The sequence below is a fragment of the Shewanella sp. SR44-4 genome (assembly GCF_014163715.1).
GTDB lineage: Bacteria > Pseudomonadota > Gammaproteobacteria > Enterobacterales > Shewanellaceae > Shewanella.
In genome coordinates, this window is record NZ_JACJDU010000001.1 from 234,129 (window position 1) to 251,921 (window position 17,793).

15 protein-coding genes are annotated in these 17,793 nt (G+C 40.9%); 12 read left to right on the forward strand and 3 right to left on the reverse strand.

Translation table 11 applies throughout. The features are described 5' to 3' along the window. The first annotated feature begins 28 nt into the window (after window positions 1-28). From H5125_RS01065 to H5125_RS01075, 3 genes are read left to right on the forward strand one after another with little or no spacing between them, the layout of a single operon-like run. Window positions 29-247 carry a hypothetical protein gene (locus H5125_RS01065; RefSeq protein WP_101085320.1) on the forward strand — a complete coding sequence of 73 codons (219 nt, stop codon included), beginning with the start codon at window positions 29-31 and terminating at the stop codon, window positions 245-247. 3 nt (window positions 248-250) lie between these two features. Next, a complete protein-coding gene (locus H5125_RS01070) occupies window positions 251-799 on the forward strand; it encodes a GNAT family N-acetyltransferase (protein ID WP_101085321.1) in 549 nt (182 codons plus the stop codon). A gap of 48 nt (window positions 800-847) precedes the next feature. After that, the gene (locus H5125_RS01075) at window positions 848-1,204 is read left to right on the forward strand and encodes a hypothetical protein (protein ID WP_182743216.1); all 357 of its coding nucleotides are present in this window, start codon (window positions 848-850) and stop codon (window positions 1,202-1,204) included. Window positions 1,205-1,366: 162 nt separating this feature from the next. Here the strand turns inward: H5125_RS01075 and H5125_RS01080 are convergent, their stop codons facing one another. Both H5125_RS01080 and metK read right to left on the reverse strand, forming a co-directional pair. Beyond that, a complete protein-coding gene (locus tag H5125_RS01080) occupies window positions 1,367-1,954 on the reverse strand; it encodes a GNAT family N-acetyltransferase (RefSeq protein WP_182743218.1) in 588 nt (195 codons plus the stop codon). A 161-nt stretch (window positions 1,955-2,115) separates the two neighbouring features. Further along, window positions 2,116-3,267 carry a methionine adenosyltransferase gene (gene metK, locus H5125_RS01085; RefSeq protein WP_162023823.1) on the reverse strand — a complete coding sequence of 384 codons (1,152 nt, stop codon included), beginning with the start codon at window positions 3,265-3,267 and terminating at the stop codon, window positions 2,116-2,118. 532 nt (window positions 3,268-3,799) lie between these two features. On the opposite strand from metK, the gene tkt reads away from it, so the two are divergent. From tkt to H5125_RS01130, 9 genes are all read left to right on the forward strand, one after another. Next, on the forward strand, window positions 3,800-5,794 hold the full coding sequence (tkt, locus tag H5125_RS01090; protein WP_101085325.1) for a transketolase: 1,995 nt from the start codon (window positions 3,800-3,802) through the stop codon (window positions 5,792-5,794). A gap of 189 nt (window positions 5,795-5,983) precedes the next feature. Beyond that, window positions 5,984-7,003: an erythrose-4-phosphate dehydrogenase gene (epd, locus tag H5125_RS01095; RefSeq protein ID WP_101085326.1), complete on the forward strand. Its 1,020-nt coding sequence runs from the start codon at window positions 5,984-5,986 to the stop codon at window positions 7,001-7,003. 79 nt (window positions 7,004-7,082) lie between these two features. Further along, window positions 7,083-8,258, forward strand: a complete 1,176-nt coding sequence (locus H5125_RS01100; protein ID WP_182743220.1) for a phosphoglycerate kinase — start codon at window positions 7,083-7,085, stop codon at window positions 8,256-8,258. Window positions 8,259-8,413: 155 nt separating this feature from the next. Further along, a complete protein-coding gene (fba, locus tag H5125_RS01105) occupies window positions 8,414-9,478 on the forward strand; it encodes a class II fructose-bisphosphate aldolase (RefSeq protein ID WP_101085328.1) in 1,065 nt (354 codons plus the stop codon). Between the two features lie 194 nt (window positions 9,479-9,672). Further along, window positions 9,673-11,013: an MATE family efflux transporter gene (locus H5125_RS01110; RefSeq protein ID WP_162023822.1), complete on the forward strand. Its 1,341-nt coding sequence runs from the start codon at window positions 9,673-9,675 to the stop codon at window positions 11,011-11,013. A gap of 116 nt (window positions 11,014-11,129) precedes the next feature. Then, the gene (locus H5125_RS01115) at window positions 11,130-11,870 is read left to right on the forward strand and encodes a DUF481 domain-containing protein (RefSeq protein ID WP_101085330.1); all 741 of its coding nucleotides are present in this window, start codon (window positions 11,130-11,132) and stop codon (window positions 11,868-11,870) included. 556 nt (window positions 11,871-12,426) lie between these two features. Then, on the forward strand, window positions 12,427-13,173 hold the full coding sequence (locus tag H5125_RS01120) for a hypothetical protein (protein ID WP_182743222.1): 747 nt from the start codon (window positions 12,427-12,429) through the stop codon (window positions 13,171-13,173). Continuing rightward, complete coding sequence (locus H5125_RS01125) at window positions 13,166-13,753, forward strand: hypothetical protein (protein ID WP_182743223.1); 588 nt, start codon at window positions 13,166-13,168, stop codon at window positions 13,751-13,753. The genes H5125_RS01120 and H5125_RS01125 overlap by 8 nt, the downstream gene beginning before the upstream one ends. Before the next feature lie 89 nt (window positions 13,754-13,842). Next, window positions 13,843-15,285 (forward strand): hypothetical protein, encoded by a 1,443-nt coding sequence (locus H5125_RS01130; RefSeq protein WP_101085333.1) that lies wholly within the window; start codon window positions 13,843-13,845, stop codon window positions 15,283-15,285. A gap of 172 nt (window positions 15,286-15,457) precedes the next feature. On the opposite strand, the gene H5125_RS01135 is transcribed toward H5125_RS01130, so the two are convergent. Next, window positions 15,458-17,707 (reverse strand): PAS domain-containing protein, encoded by a 2,250-nt coding sequence (locus H5125_RS01135; protein WP_182743225.1) that lies wholly within the window; start codon window positions 17,705-17,707, stop codon window positions 15,458-15,460. Between the last annotated feature and the right edge of the window lie 86 nt (window positions 17,708-17,793).

Sequence of the window (17,793 nt, forward strand, 5' to 3'; positions counted from 1 at the left end):
CATTATTTAACGTATTAAAGAGTCGCAAATGATCAAATTAGTTAAAGTGTTACATTTCGTCGGTTTAATCATGTTGTTGGTGGGTGTCGGCTTATATTGGCAAAGTGATATCGGTCAACAAGTCAGTGGGATGTTGGTCATTGCTTCACTCATTGGCGTGGGAACACTAATTATGTCTCCGCTGCCCGTTGCGCTAGTGATAGAATGGGCTAAGAAACAATCTCCCAATTCAGGGTCAAAGGAATAATCATTGTCATTTATTATCCGTAAGGCGTTATTAACCGATGTTGCTGCTATTGTGCAGTTAGAACGAGCCCATGTTGATGATGAGTTGGTAGGTTCAAATAGCCAACTTCATGCTCATTCATTTACCAAAGCAGAGGTGAGCCAGTTGATAAATCAACATTGGTTTATCGTAGCTGAAGAGCAAGGGGTGATCATTGGATATGTGATGGCGGCAAAATGGTCATTTTTTTCCTCGCAACCATTGTACCGACATATTATTCAAAAACTTAAGTTTGCCGATTTAAATGGACAAGCTTTATCGACGACTAACACGTGCCAATATGGACCCGTTTGGATACAAGAATCAAAACGCGGCCAGGGAGTTTTTTCGGCGCTGGTTACCGAATTAAAAAAACAAGTGGCAGATACCTTTCCATTTATGGTGACGTATGTTGCCGCTGACAATGCGCGTTCGTTGGCAGCACATCAACAAAAAGCCGCAATGACAGAGATTGATCAATTTCGTTTTGAACAACGTGATTATTGTTTACTGGCCACAGCTAATATTACGTGATCGTTATACTAAGGGGTGTTGATAAAGTGGTTATTTATGAGGAATATTATGAGTACTAACTTTGAAGCACTCTTTTCACCCTATTTGGATTTAAGATTATCTGCATTTGACAATATGAAGCTAATAGCCGCGGTGTTGACTGATGCGACAGAGTTGTATGAGTGTGTTGAAGCCGATTTACAAAATCCAGATGATCCGCAATTGCAGCTATCGGGGTATTTTGTGCGCTGGCAAGACATGTGGCTATTTTGTGGCGTAACCAATAATTATCAAGCAGCGATTACGCTATTTACCGATGTCGAGCGGATTAACTTAGCGTCTATCAGTGTCAAAGTAGTGCCCGTAATGACAATGCAACAAGTGTCGTTTATGTGTATTGAAAGTTCACATTTCGATCATTGTTAACGAGTTCGATCACCTTGTACTTATGCTGACTTAGTTTGATTACGCTTAAGTCTATTTGGGCTAAATTTATTGGTGTGCAATAGCCTTGAGAGGCTTTAATACGATCTAGATTTTGTCTGAGTTTGGCTCATTGATCTTATTGAGTTAGATTATTAATCTAGATTATTTATCGGGATCATTGAGCTGCATCAACACTAGTGGTCGTTGTTCACTGTGATAGCGACGATACAACTGAGTGATGTCTGCTGGTATCGCTGATAAATCATTTTGACCTATCACGACATTTTGATCTATAACGATAAAGTGCTGCTGTTGATATAAGCCAATTAACCACGAATGAGCAAACAAGAAGCAATTTTTAGCGGTTAATTTGGGCGCGATAAATTTCAATAACTGAGTTGAAAGCTGTTGTCCACGGTAGTCAGGGTGAACCAATAATCCATTGATTAATTGATATTGGCCAATAGGTTTAACTCTTACCGCAGCGATTATTTTTTGCTGGCTTATATCAACTTCATCAGTAGCTGGTGGGCTTAGATGATGAATGACAGCCACAGACTCTTTCTGAGCTAATCGAGCATACGGCATATGTTGACGATAGAATAACTTGATTGCAGACCACTGTTTAATGGCTGGCAAGTTAATGGCTGGAATGTTAGTAACAGGGCTGTTTATCGCACAGGGGTTAGTTGCCGTTGATGGCTGGTGGTTTGCTGTTATCTTTGTGTTTAGCCAAGTGGGTTGATACATAATCTGAGCCATTGTTGAGATTAAATGTTGAGATTAAATGTTTAGATCAAATCATTGTATTGCCAATGATAGATAAAATAAAACCGCCAGTTGGCGGTTTTATTTTTTATCGTGTTAGCTTAATACAGACACTAGCTTAAGACGATAATTATGCTGGCTGATTATAAACCTGCATCTGCACGAAGTGCTTCAGCTTTATCAGTCGCTTCCCAAGGGAAGATATCTCGGCCAAAGTGGCCATAAGCAGCAGTTTGCTGATAGATTGGGCGTGCCAAATCTAGCATTGCTGTTAAGCCGTATGGACGTAATTCGAAGTGTTGGCGTATTAATTTAATCAATACTTCTTCTGATACTTTACCGGTACCGAATGTTTCAATACTAATAGACGTTGGCTCTGCAACACCAATAGCATATGACACTTGTAGCTCACAACGGTCAGCTAGACCAGCAGCAACGATATTTTTAGCTACATAACGTGCAGCATAAGCCGCACTACGGTCTACTTTTGATGGGTCTTTACCAGAGAAAGCACCACCACCGTGACGAGCCATACCGCCGTAGGTATCTACAATAATTTTACGACCTGTTAAACCACAATCACCAACAGGGCCACCAATCACAAAGCGACCAGTAGGGTTGATAAAGTATTTAGTGTCTTTGTTTAACCATTGAGCAGGTAATACCGGCTTGATGATAGTTTCCATTACCGCTTCAATTAAATCAGCTTGACTCACGTCTTCACGATGTTGAGTTGATAATACAATCGCATCAATACCGATGATTTTGCCATCATCATAAGCAAACGTTACCTGGCTTTTAGCATCTGGGCGTAACCAAGGCAGTGTGCCGTCTTTGCGTACTTCAGACTGACGCTTAACTAATTTGTGCGCGTAAGTAATCGGTGCAGGCATTAATACATCAGTTTCATTGCTGGCATAACCAAACATTAAACCCTGATCACCAGCACCTTGCTCTGCAGGGTCTGAACGATCAACACCTTGATTGATGTCTGGTGACTGTTTGCCTATGGCATTAAGTACCGCACATGAATCAGCATCAAAACCCATATCTGAATTGGTGTAACCGATTTCGCGTACGGTTTTACGGGTAATTTCTTCAATGTCTACCCAAGCAGAAGTGGTGACTTCACCGCCCACTAATACCATACCGGTTTTGACATACGTTTCGCACGCAACACGAGCCTTTGGATCTTGCTCAAGTATTGCGTCTAATACCGCATCAGAAATCTGATCGGCGATTTTATCTGGATGACCTTCTGAGACAGACTCAGAGGTAAACAAGTGCTTTGCCATAATAGGAGAATCTCGTTGGTTGCATTTGAATATACGTCTAGACGTCTATTTTAGTCGAAATCTAATTTGATAACACCCCTTTGTACGAATTTAACTGGAGAATTGTGCAATGGAGCATAATTTTTTTTGTTAATCATAGATATGTTTATACTGGTGAAAAATCAAGTGTTTGATTCATATTGCTTTATTTAAATGCTCATCGACTTGCGCGGTGTATTTATCATAAAAATAGACAATGTTTTTGATAGATTAGAGATTATATTGCCTAATCAGAGCCATAGCTCTGCCAATCACGATACTTTTTATTTATAAGTGGCAATAAATAATTACTCTGTATTTATCTCATGTTATGGTCATGATGACCATTTGGTGCTGTATTTACGATGTTTATTTATTGGCATTGTATGAAATCACCGTTTATTTAACGGTTAAAAAGAAACCCGAAAAATTTTAATTTGCGTCACATCGCCTTGTAGGGGAAAATATGGCTTCACAATTGCCCGTTAGACCTTACAAACAAGCAGGAGAGAGCATGTCATCTCGTAAAGTACTCGCTAACGCTATTCGCGCCCTAAGTATGGATGCGGTTCAAAAAGCTAACTCTGGTCATCCAGGTGCCCCAATGGGGATGGCAGATATCGCCGAAGTGCTATGGAATGATTTTCTAAAGCACAATCCAACTAATCCTAACTGGGTCGATCGCGATCGTTTTGTTCTGTCAAACGGTCATGGCTCTATGCTTATATACTCTTTATTGCATTTAACTGGCTATGAATTGCCTATTGAAGAGCTAAAGCAATTCCGTCAGCTGCATTCAAAAACGCCTGGTCATCCTGAATATGGTTATACCCCTGGTGTTGAAACTACAACCGGTCCTTTAGGCGCTGGTTTGAGTAATGCTGTTGGTATGGCTATTGCGGAAAAAACCTTGGCGGCTCAGTTTAACCGTCCAGGTCACGATATCGTCGATCACTTCACCTACTGTTTCTTAGGTGATGGCTGTTTAATGGAAGGTATTTCTCACGAAGTCAGTTCATTAGCCGGAACATTAGGCCTTGGAAAGTTAGTCGCATTTTGGGATGACAACGGTATTTCTATCGATGGTCATGTTGAAGGCTGGTTCACTGATGACACTCCTAAGCGTTTTGAAGCCTATGGCTGGCACGTTATTGCCGATGTAGATGGTCATAATCCTGATGCTATCCGCGCCGCGATTGAACAAGCTAAATCTGTAACAGATAAGCCATCGATGATTTGCTGTAAAACCATTATTGGTTTTGGTTCGCCTAACAAGTCGGGTAGCCATGATTGTCATGGTGCACCATTAGGTGATGCTGAAATTGCAGCAGCTCGTGAGTTCTTAAACTGGCCACACGCTCCTTTTGAAATCCCATCTGATGTTTATGCTGGTTGGGATGCTAAACATAAAGGTGTTGCTAACGAGTCATTATGGAATGACAAGTTTGCTGCTTACCAAGTTGCGTTCCCTGAACTGGCTGCAGAATATGAACGTCGCGTATTAAAAGGTGACTTACCTGCAGATTTTGAAGCAAAAGCACAAGCCTTTATCCAAGAAAGCCAAGATAAAGCCGAAGGTATTGCGAGTCGTAAAGCGTCTCAAAATTCAATTGGTTTCTTTGGTGCTATGTTGCCTGAATTACTTGGCGGTAGCGCTGACTTAGCCGGTTCTAATTTAACGCTTTGGTCTGGTTCAAAAGGTATTCAAGACGATCCTGCCGGTAACTACATCTATTACGGTGTACGTGAATTCGGTATGAGCGGTATTATGAACGGCGCGTCGTTACATGGTGGTTTTATTAACTATGGCGCAACTTTCATGATGTTCATGGAGTACGCACGTAACGCGGTACGTATGTCAGCATTAATGGGCATTCAAAACATTTTCGTTTATACCCATGATTCAATCGGTCAAGGCGAAGATGGCCCAACTCACCAACCGGTTGAGCAATTAGCTAACTTACGTTTAACGCCTAATATGGCTGTTTGGCGTCCATGTGATGCTGCGGAAACGGCAGTATCTTGGAAGGCGGCGATTGAACGTCGTGATGCACCAACTTCATTAATCTTTAGCCGTCAGGGTCTTAAGGCACAAGCGCGTACTGCTGAGCAATTAGCTAACGTAGCTAAAGGTGGTTATGTACTGTCTGATTGCCAAGGCACTGCTGATGTGATTTTGATTGCCACAGGTTCAGAAGTGCAGTTGGCGATGGATTCTGCCGCAGAGCTCACCAAACTAGGTCAAAAAGTGCGAGTAGTTTCTATGCCTTCTACGACTGAGTTTGATAAGCAAGATGCTGCTTACAAAGAATCTGTACTACCAAAAGGTGTCACTAAACGTGTTGCGGTTGAAGCGGCACATACTGACTTCTGGTACAAATATATTGGTTTTGATGGTGCTGTAGTGGGTATGACCACCTTTGGTGAGTCTGCTCCTGGTGGTGATTTACTTAAACATTTCGGCTTCACTGTTGATAATGTAGTAAAAACTGTCCAATCTTTAGGATAATCATCTGAGATTAAACACTTATCTATTAGGTGTTTAATCTGTATAATAACGGCCTGCAATACTATTGCAGGCCGTTTTTTTATCTCTTTAATTCACGTGAAATAATATATGCTAAGTCACTTATTAATAGATGTTTTTATCATAATTTGTTGAATAATAAGTGCTTCGGATAATTACTCTGGACCCTAAATGATTCGAGTTGCAATTAATGGTTATGGCCGGATTGGCCGCTCAATACTTCGTGCATTGTACGAATCTGGAAAACGTCAACAAATCCAAATTGTGGCGATCAATGAGTTGGCAAAGCCAGAAGCCATATGTCATTTAACTCAATATGACACGACTCATGGTCGTTTCAAGCATACCGTTAAGCTAAATGGTGATCAGTTGCTTATTGGTGATGACAGCATTTTGTTACTCAATCAACCCGATGCTAATTTATTGCCTTGGGCTGAACTTGATATCGATATCGTTTATGAAGCCACCGGCAGCTTAATTGATCGTCAAGCTTGCGAAGCACATATTCATGCAGGTGCTAAGCAAGTGCTGATAAGCCATCCTTCTTCTGCAGATGTTGATGAGACCATTGTATATGGTGTTAATCATGATTTGTTGCGCGCAGAGCATACCGTTATTTCTAACGCATCTTGCACTACCAATTGTATTGTTCCGGTTATCGATGTATTGGATAAGCATTTTGAAGTCAAGAGTGGCGCCATTACCACGATTCACTCGGCGATGAACGATCAACAAGTGATCGATGCTTATCATGATGATTTACGTCGAACTCGTGCTGCTGGTCAATCTATTATTCCGGTAGACACAAAATTAGCGCGAGGCATTGAGCGTATTTTGCCGCACATGAAAGATAAGTTTGAAGCGATTTCTGTTAGGGTGCCAACCATAAATGTGACCGCGATCGACCTGTCTGTCACGCTAGAGAAAAAAGTCAATATTGAGCAAATTAACCGTGTGTTACAACTTGCGTCAAACGGCAGTTTTAATGGTATTTTAGGCTATACTGACGAGCCTCTGGTATCGTGTGATTTTAACCACGATCCACGTTCAAGTATTGTAGACGGAACCCAAACGCGTGTCAGTGCTGGCCACTTGGTCAAATTATTATTATGGTGCGACAACGAATGGGGTTTTGCCAACCGCATGCTGGATACTAGCTTAGCGATGATTCAAGCAAAGTTAGATCGATAATATCAACAGATTATGTCGCAATGGGTTAAGCCGGTTGCGCAGCAAGACTTTGTATTAACTTAAAAAGGAACTGCTAATTATGGCAATTATTAACATGACAGATTTAGATCTACAAAATAAGCGTGTGCTTATTCGTGAAGATTTAAACGTACCTGTCAGCGACGGTGTTGTAACAAGTGATGCTCGTTTACGCGCATCATTACCTACCATTGAACTCGCATTGAAAAAAGGCGCTGCCGTAATGGTGATGTCTCATTTAGGCCGCCCAACAGAAGGCGAGTTTAACGCTGAATATTCAATGCAGCCGGTAGTCGATTATTTAGCTAAAGCGTTAGACTGCCCAGTGCGCTTAGTGAGTGATTATCTTGATGGCGTTGACGTGAATGTTGGCGAAGTTGTGGTATTTGAAAACGTTCGCTTTAATATTGGCGAAGGTAAAAACGATGAAGCTCTGTCTAAAAAAATGGCAGCATTATGTGATGTGTATGTAATGGATGCATTTGGTACGGCTCATCGTGCCCAAGCATCGACTCATGGTGTAGGTGTTTATGCTCCTATTGCTTGTGCTGGGCCATTATTGTCGCAAGAATTAGATGCATTAGGCAAAGCGCTTGATAACCCAGCTCGTCCAATGGTGGCGATAGTAGGTGGTTCTAAAGTGTCGACTAAATTAACTGTGCTTGAAAGCCTATCAACTAAGGTTGACCAGCTTGTTGTGGGTGGCGGTATTGCCAATACCTTTATCGCAGCTGCGGGTTATAACGTCGGTAAATCATTGTATGAAGCTGATTTAGTGGAAGAAGCAAAGCGTCTTGTGGCAAATGCGAGAAGCCGTGGTGGTGATATCCCTGTACCAACAGATGTTGTTGTAGCAAGCGAATTTAGCCCAACTGCAACTGCAACATTAAAGTCAGTAGCAGACGTGACCGACAGCGATATGATTTTTGATATCGGCCCAGATAGCGCAGAAGCACTGGCTAAAATTATTGAACAAGCAGGGACGATCGTCTGGAATGGTCCTGTTGGCGTGTTTGAGTTTGATCAATTCGGCGAAGGTACTAAGCGTATTGCCCAAGCCATTGCTAATTCTAAAGCGTTTTCTATTGCTGGCGGTGGTGACACGCTAGCGGCAGTCGATAAGTATAACATTGCTGACAAAGTGTCTTATATTTCAACCGGCGGTGGTGCTTTCCTTGAGTTTTTAGAAGGTAAAGAATTACCCGCTGTAGCAATGCTTGAAAAGCGTGGCGCTTAGATCACATATCAAGTATTTGTACCGTAAAACCTAATAATAATTATTATAAAAAAATGCTCTGTCATAACCTACAGGATGTAGGTTGTGCCAGAGTGTAAAATCCGTCCAAACGATAGCGACCTAGGTGAGTAATCACCCTATTAATGGAGAACAAAATGGCTCTTATCTCTCTACGACAACTGCTTGATCATGCTGCAGAGCATGGTTATGGCGTCCCTGCATTTAACGTGAACAACCTTGAACAAATGCGTGCAATTATGCAAGCGGCTGAAGCAACTGACAGCCCTGTTATTGTGCAAGCATCTGCTGGTGCACGTAAATATGCTCGCCCACAGTTTTTAAAATATCTTATGGCTGCTGCGCTTGAGCAGTATCCAGATATTCCGGTATGTATTCATCAAGATCACGGTACTGATCCTGACATTTGTCAGCGCTCAATCCAGTTAGGCATGTCATCAGTAATGATGGATGGCTCGTTGATGGCCGATGGTAAAACACCCGCGTCATACGAGTATAACGTGGATGTGACTCGTCGTACTGTGGCTTTTGCTCATGCATGTGGTGTGTCAGTTGAAGGTGAAATCGGTTGTTTAGGCAGTTTAGAAACTGGCCAAGCAGGCGAAGAAGATGGTGTGGGTGCTGCGGGTATTCTCAGCATGGACCAAATGCTAACAACTCCAGAAGAAGCAGCGCGTTTTGTTGCCGATACTCATGTTGATGCATTAGCTATTGCGATTGGTACCAGCCATGGAGCTTATAAGTTTAGTCGTAAACCTACTGGTGATGTATTACGTATCGACCGTATTAAAGAAATTCATGCGCGTATCCCTAACACGCATTTAGTGATGCACGGTTCATCTTCTGTACCGCAAGAGTGGCTGAAAATCATCAACCAGTATGGTGGTGAAATTCCAGAAACTTACGGCGTACCATTAGAAGAAATCGTTGAAGGTATTAAGCACGGTGTGCGTAAAGTGAACATTGATACCGATTTACGTTTGGCATCAACGGGTGCAGTGCGTAAATTCTTAGCTGAACATCCTGCAGAATTTGATCCGCGTAAATTCTTAAAAGCATCAATGGAAGCGATGGCTGACATTTGTACGACTCGTTATGAAGCATTTGGTTGTGCGGGTATGGCCTCTAAAATTAAGCCTAAGTCACTACAAGCAATGTATAAAGCTTATCAATCTGGTGAACTTGACCCTAAAATCATGTAAACCTTTTTTACGTTAAAACAGCAAATCAGCTCATTTTTTGAATGAGCTGATTTTTTTGTAAATTAATAACGAAAAACGTTGTTTTTTTAAACACTATCTAGCATCATCCTCGCCTTAAAAATTGACGCAAAAACGTCATCATTTATTGATATAACCTTATTCCGTTAGCCATCTTTAATAGTTGAACTCATTATATGCTTGTTAAGCCGAATGCACCTTTATCCTTATTTTCACTGACCTGGCCATTGTTCGTCGACTTTGCTTTGCACTTTTTAACGGCAGCAATTAATACTTTTATGATAAGCCATGTGTCGTATCAAGGTGTAGCGGCGCTGTCGGTTGGTAATATGGTGTTTGAACTGGCCATTACGTTATTTAGTTTCGTCAGTATTGGCGCTAGTGTTGTCATTACTCAGTATTTAGGGGCTAATAATAAAGCTGCAGCCAGTGCCGTAGTGTATTCATCTATCGGATTCAATTTTTTAGTTGGTTTGGTCGCAGCGGTAGGTATTTTAACCGGCTCAACCATGATGTTGAATCTAATGAACTTACCTGCGGAGCTTATGGCCGATGGTAAATTGTATTTACAAATTGTCGGTTTGTGTTTAATTCCCGAAGCGATGGCCATGTGCTTAGCGGCCGGAATGCGGGCTCATGGTTTTACCCAGCAAGCTATGTGGGTAACATTATCGATGAATGTGATCACCTTTATCGGCAACTTATTATTGCTCTATGGTTGGTTTGGTTTGCCACAAATGGGTGTAGCAGGGGTTGCGATTAGTACTGTTGTTGGGCGACTAGTGGGTGTGAGCATTATGATGGTGTTGTTTGTACGCTATACCAAAATACCATTACACATTCCGAGTATTTTGCGTCCAGATAAAGTCATGCTAAAAAAAGTGTTTCACATTGGTTTACCTGCCGCCGGCGAAAACGTCTCGTGGATGCTGCAATTTATGGTCGTCACTTCATTTGTTGGCTTAATGGGTGATAAAGCCTTAGCGGCGCAGTCATTATATTTTCAAATTTGTATGTTTATCTTATTGTTCGGGCTATCGATAGGCATAGGTAACGAAATTATTATTGGTCATATGGTGGGTGCTAAGCAATTAAAAGCTGCAGAGCATCAAATGTATCGCGCATTAAAATTGGGTTTGATTGTTACCAGTGTTGTGGCTTTATTCGTTGCAATATGGGGACCTAACCTTGTCGGTCTGTTTACTGATGAACAGGACATTATTGTCCTTGTGGGGCAATTATTTGTACTCACGTTAGTTATGGAGCCCGGTAGAACTTTTAATTTAGTGGTGATTAATGCGTTAAGAGCTAGCGGCGATGCCAAGTTTCCGTTTTTTATGGGCTTATTTTCAATGTGGTGTATCGCGGTACCAGGTGCTTATTATCTCGGGATCCATTTAGAGTATGGTTTATTGGGTATTTGGGCTGCCTTAGCGCTTGATGAGTGGGTTAGAGGGTTGGCGATGTTGTGGCGTTGGCGCAGTGGCCGTTGGCAGGCTAAGAGCCTTGTTGCTTAACGCTTAAGGGGATGACTATTTTTCAATTCTGCGATCAAAGTGTTAGTATGCGTGGGAATTTTAAGCGCATGACCCCCCATTAGATTTTGTAAATCGTAAATAAAGGACGAAATGACATGAAAAAACTGCTACTTACTGCAGCTATTACACTAACCATGCCATTTGCAGCACATGCTGGAAGTGAGTTTGTTGAAGGTGATGCCACTCTTGCTGGTGAAGCAGAATTAGGTGCGACTTTAACCACAGGTAATACCGATACTTCTTCGTTTAAAGCGCGCCTAGCGTTGAAACAAGAATTAGGTGACTGGGAAAACGAGTATGTGTTTGAAGGATTATACAAAGAAGATACCGAAGAAGTGACTGCAAAGCGTTATTTTCTTGGTGTGCAAGGCGACTATCAAATTAATGATTTGAGCTATTTGTTTGCTAACACTAACTATGAAGTTGATCCATTCACTGGTTATGATTTCACTTCAACGACGTCAGCTGGTTATGGTTACCGTTTTATTGATACCGACAGAATGTCTTTAAAAGCGGAGGCGGGTCCTGGTTATATTTACCAACAACTTGATGAAGAATCAGCACTGGCAGAAGGTTATGATAGCGACGACAGCGTTGTTGCTCACGCGGTGATTGATTTCCAAACCAAGATCAGTGATTCATCTAAGTTCCAACAGAAATTTATTGCCGATTGGGGTAGTAAATTAGATGCGCGTTCTGAAACTTCATTAACTGCCAATATCGTAGGTGCTCTAGCGATGAAATTTGCCGTTATTGTGCGTTATAACAGTGAACCGCTTGATGACAAAGAAAGCACTGATACTGAAACAAACATGACATTACTTTACGCATTTTAAGTGACTAATCTAAAGCCTAGTTCACTTGAGTGTAAGTAACAGAAAGCTGGCTTTGCCAGCTTTTTTTATGGGCTGTTAGCCGTAATATTGTCTTACCTATATACCAAAAAACACTGACTATTGAGCCATTGTTAAGCCGTAACTTACTTATTCAATCGGTAGTACATAAGGCATCCACTTGCTTGTCAATATACATCCAACCGTTATTCATCGCTAATTAGGTTGATTTTACTTTTAATCAGCTTGCTATTGATGGCTCAATTTCTGCTATTGCCAGCGCGATCACCAGCACTAATATTAGCTCTGTATTGACTATGGTCTTAACCTTTCCCATTTTAAACTTGGGCGAATCAACAATAATATGAATCTATAATAATATTAATTAGCAATTTCTATATTCAATATCATGCAATTATACCTTGCGCAAATAATCGCTATATTCGCGGACTGGTTCACGAATTAGCAATATTATCCGGAGGATAGCTGGCTTAACATCCATTAAACTCTCACTTTGAGAGTATACTTTTTGAATCAGTCGATACACTGAGACAGGGCGATGCAAATAGGATGTTGTTGGTTCGACAATACACAACGTTTGTTGGTCGATCAGACCACGGCAGCCCAGTGGCATTTAAATGATCACGAGTATTGGATTCTGAGCCAGTTAGTCCAGCATCGTGGTCAAGTCGTTCCCTTATCTATGCTTGAAACAGTGGCCATTTCTGGCGACTGTCCTCATCAATTATCTCATGCTGAACTACTCGATATTATCGGCAAAATTATTAATTACATGTGTAAGCGCCATACCAACCTTATTGAATATGTACCTGAACAGGGGGTGATTTTATATTCAACTGCAACCGCTAAGCGTACTAAAATCTTGGAATTACCTGAACGGCTATTATCTTTAGGTCAGTATCTGTTTATTATTATTATTCTACTATGTGTATTATTATTTGTTTACTCTAAGCTTAGCCCTCCAGAGTTTGCTCAAGCCGATGTATTGCGACAAGTGCTAAGCCCTGATGGACGTATTGTTCAGTTGTTTGTGTTTGGCAATAATAATCAGCAAGATGCCATTTTGCATGCGGACTGCTTATCATCGCAACTACGCCTTTGTCACAATATTCGCTGGGATTCCATTCACGTTGCTTTGTCGGCCAATCAAGATTATATGAGTTTCACTTTAACCGACTCCAGTGAAGCGACACCATTAATTAATAGTATCAAAGTCAGTATCGATAATATGGGTGCGCCATTTATCACCCAGCAATGGCTGCAAAAGGTACACATTTGTGGCTAGATTAAGAACCCTATTATTGCATATTAAAATACGCCGATTACTACAGTCAAAACGCGGCAAACTTTTTTTTGTATTAAGTTTTCTGCTCATTATATTCATTGCTACCAGTGTGCTTAATCGCATTGCAAATACCCATAATGTTTGGTATTTCAATTGCCATGCCGATGGTTATTTCAGTCAACAAGGAGAGTCGTCGTTAACGGTTGATAAAAGCAATTTATGGTTAATGCTAGACATTGATCACCATCAAGCTCAGCTGACTTATAAACTCGAGTCCGCAACAGACGCTACCGAAATTGCTCAACTATTAGGTAAGGTTAAACATGTTGATATTGGCTCATTTACTTATCATTTAGCGTTAACACTGCAACCTATCAGTTGGCAACAAAACAGTCGGCTGCAACCATATTTACGAAATGAATATGGTATTTCTGCTCACCACTTAATGGCTGGTTCTAGTGTATCTCAGCAGATTCAGGTAATTGACTTAGATAATACATTGACGAGAGCAACGTTAAAATTTCTGCCAAGTAATAACATCTGGTCCTGTCAGTTACTATCAGCCAATACTTCCGATTGATTTTGATTGAATAAATTAACTTTTAGCTTAATATTCCCATTGAGGTATAGTAGTTATGTGTCAATTTTAAAAGGTGTGTGAAATATATAGTGGCAAAAGTTAAAGTAAAACAAGAAGAAGCGTTATCAATAAAGTTCAGTCATCAAATGGGCCCTGGTGATCAACGGGTATTTGATCTGTATTTTTATTTGCCAACAGAAATGGGTATTGGTTCGCATACCTTAGATGAAGAAGATTATTATCACAGTAGTATTCTTGGGCGTCGTTCTTATTATTCTAAAGGGCTGCATTTACCCTTAGTTCAGTCCCGTTTCGTCAGTTTAAATAAACGCACCTTAGAAGAGTTTCGTTTATACCTCAATTTATTCGCTTATCAATTTGCTGTCGCCATTGAAACTGACGTTAAAGAGTTGCACCAAAAACTAGAATTAAATGAATTTTATCCTGCTTTAGATGAGCTTTGTGATGTGGTTGCGCAACTATTGAAAAAGTTTCGACGCAATGAACCGAATGATCCTAAGTGGAAATCTTATTTTGAGCATGCCGATAATTACTTGTCTTGGTTTTGTGAGCAGCAGTTATTAAAGACATTGGCACGTAGTCCTAGAAGTGCTGACTATAGTGATGTTAAAGAAAAAGTGCTCAATTTATGCCGTAACGAGAATCACTACCGCGAGCAAGTATGCAAATATAACTCTATGCAAACCCAGCAAGACGCTAACCGTATTTCAAATAAGATGTTGCTATTGCGTCGACTCATTCAACAAGGCGTAGTATTAAAAGAAGAATTAAAACCGCTTGGAGTAGGGTTAAAGAAATTTGTTACTGGCGTCGCCACTGGGTTGGTGATGTTGGTGGTATCGGCATTGATTATAAAAGCGCAAGGTTTCTTTAATGGCTTAACCTTGACCTTGTTGCTGACGTTAGCGGTTATTTATGGTTTCAGGGAAATCTTTAAAGAGGATTTTCGTAATGCGATGTGGCGGCTTATTCAACGCGGTCGTCCAAGATGGAGCCGTATTTTACGGGATACCACGACTCAAACCGTGGTGGCTAAGCAGTTAGTTTGGCTCGAATTCATGCGCAGCCAAGATATTCCCAAAACGGTGGCAGATATTATGAGGCAACGCCACAGCCAGAATAAAGTGGATTCGGAAGTACTGCATTATCGTATTGCGACTAAGGTGGCAAATAAGCCTTTTGAGGCTGATTATTCACAAATTCAAGAGCAAGTGAACTTCAGTTTAGTGCCTTTTGCCCGCCATTTAGAGCGAGGAAAAGCTAAAATATACTCAGAAAGTGAAGGTAATATTAGTAATGAGTCTGTTGAGCGTCGTTATCAAGTCAATTTGGTTGCGGTGTTACGTGACGGAAAGCAACAACCTGAATATGCTCGCTTTAAAGTGACCATGAATCGTTCAAGCATTGTTGAAATTACTGAAAGTAAACTACCTGATAATGTTCAGCCTTTCAGGCTCGAATCAGATGAGATCCTTCCTGAAGTGGTGAGTCATCCGAAACCACACGCTTAAGATTAGGTTGGACACCATAATAGTATGTTGATGTTCATCGAGTAGCCCAATGAATGGGCATTATCCATTGATTAAACAACCGTGCAAATTGAATATCACCTGACGTTACACAATACTGCGTCAGGTGATTTAATCTATCAATTTTACGGCGGTTATTACTTTAATTGTTACTTTAAGTGCTACTTTGTTTATTCGTAGGACGAGTAAAGGCTTGGCAAATGTTCTGGTCAACAGATTGTTTAGCTCTTTTTAAGGCTATTTCAGCGTTAGCAAGGTATGTATCCAAACTTTGTGGCTGCAAATAGCTGGCGATACCAATGTTAATCCCTTCACCTAAATTCTTTTCTTCAAGACTTTGAAGCATATTAATCGCATATTGATGTGCAGAGTTTGCATTTGTTTCGGTCAGTAAGATAACGAGTTTTCCGAGCTGCCATTGTGCTATTTGGTAATTAAGCGGTAACTCAATCAATAATTGTAGCTCAATGTCTTTTTGGCGCTTTTCAAGCTGGCTCATGTTACCCATGTTACTGAAAATCCCTTCTGGGTTAATGTCCATTACCAGTAAGCTTGAATGTTCTTTAGTGAGCTCGCTAAGTTTGAAAAAATAATTTTCTAGCTCATTTAAACGTAACACTATGGCACTTCTATGGCCAATGACGTTGCTACTACTTTGGGCAGACACCGTTGGGGTTGTCTGTTCAAATGTGCAAATAAGGTATTCAATATCACCTTCAAATGTCAGCTGGCCTGCTAGCGTCGTTTTTAAACAATGCTCATAACGACTGTGGTTAAATGGCATAATTTGCGCAGTCCACTCTCCTTGCAAGCTAATTTGTGCACTAATATTTTGCCATTGATTTTTCAACTCATCGCCGAGTAATTCAGTGATCGAAATATTGGTGTCTCCGTGTAAAGACATCAGGTTATCAAATTGGTTATTACATTTTACTATTAATCCATTGGCATCGGTGAGTGCCGTAGCAACCGCTCCGCTACTCATTAATTGATAGAGATAGGCTTGGCGCTGGCTTTCAAATAATGCGGTAATGTCTTCAAATGTCACTAACCAATAATGCTCATTACTGTTAGGGCATTTTTTACTGCGAATATGGGTTTGCAACATACTACTATTAAGCGTTTCTAAACTGATCTCACCATGCCATTGCTTATTCTCAATTAACGTCTCTTTAATGTGATTGAAGCGATCATCATCAAGGTGTAACACTCGTTGTAAACTGCGGTCTTTAAGAGCGTCAACTGGCAAAGATAATGCCGCAGCTGCTTTGGCATTAATGCTCTGGATTCGACCGTTATCATTAACGATTAAGCAGCTTAATTCGCTGTTAAACAAACCGTTGCTCAATTGAACGCTATTTTGCTTTGCGCGTCGCTCGAGTACAAATCGATGTCTTAGTATAATCAATAAACTGGCTAACAGTGCGATGAGACATCCAGCGATAATGACTACAATTCGCCATTGTGCATAACGAGTGGCAATGTCGTCATGACGAATATAAGACAATAAAAAGTATTCTCTTTTAGTCTCATATTGACTGGTTAATTCGACTTTTAAATACACGAAAGTGGCATCATGGCTGTGAAACTGGCCAAAGTTATTCATGGCCATCACTCGCCACAATTCTGGATAAGACTGCTTTAAACTTGCTCCAAGTGCATCGGGCATATTGTCTAGTGGTGCAGGTTGGTTGGCTCCTGCATAGAGGAAGCCTTGAGTATCCAGCATGAGCAATGGTGAATTTTGATTAAAAAAAGCCGGTTTTATAGTTTCAAGTAATTTAACGATCGAATTGTAAGTGACTAAATACCCTTTGATACTTTGGTCTGGATTTTCTATCCATGATAACTGATAAAAATAGGGCTCTAAGATGCCATCAATGGGAGTAAATGCCATGGGTGAAGTGTAAATGTCGTCGCCGCCCATATTTCTGCCCGAGCCTAATAATGCCGCGGGAAGTTGCATGTTATTGAAACTACCGGTGGTGGCAAACTGGAGTTGTCCTTGAGGGTTAAACAATGCCAACCCAAGCAGTTCTGGAATATTGTTAGTTAATGAATCCCAGTTTTCGATGGTTTTTAATTGCAGCTTTTCTGATGGGTTTTGCAGATATTGGCGCAGTAACTCACCTTTGGCGATGATTTGGGTTCTAAACTGCAAAAATGACACTTTGTCAGACGCTAAGGACGCGACAGTTTGTAATTCACTATAGCGTTGGTCTGCCCAATCTTCTTGTAGGCGACGCTCGCCTAAATTGACCACCATACTAGTGACAATAAACACCGCTATTAATAAAATAATCAATTGGCTTAGCAGCGAAAGAATATGCTGTTGCGACCAATGAGTTGCCTGTGAAGAAATTAATAACGAGTTTGAAGAACTCACTGCTTTGTGTTTAGACATGGTGCCACTTTTTTAGCATTCTCTTGGTGGCAATACTAGCATGAAGCCGGCAGTGGCGAAAACGTCTAGCTGCGATTAGGCGCTAT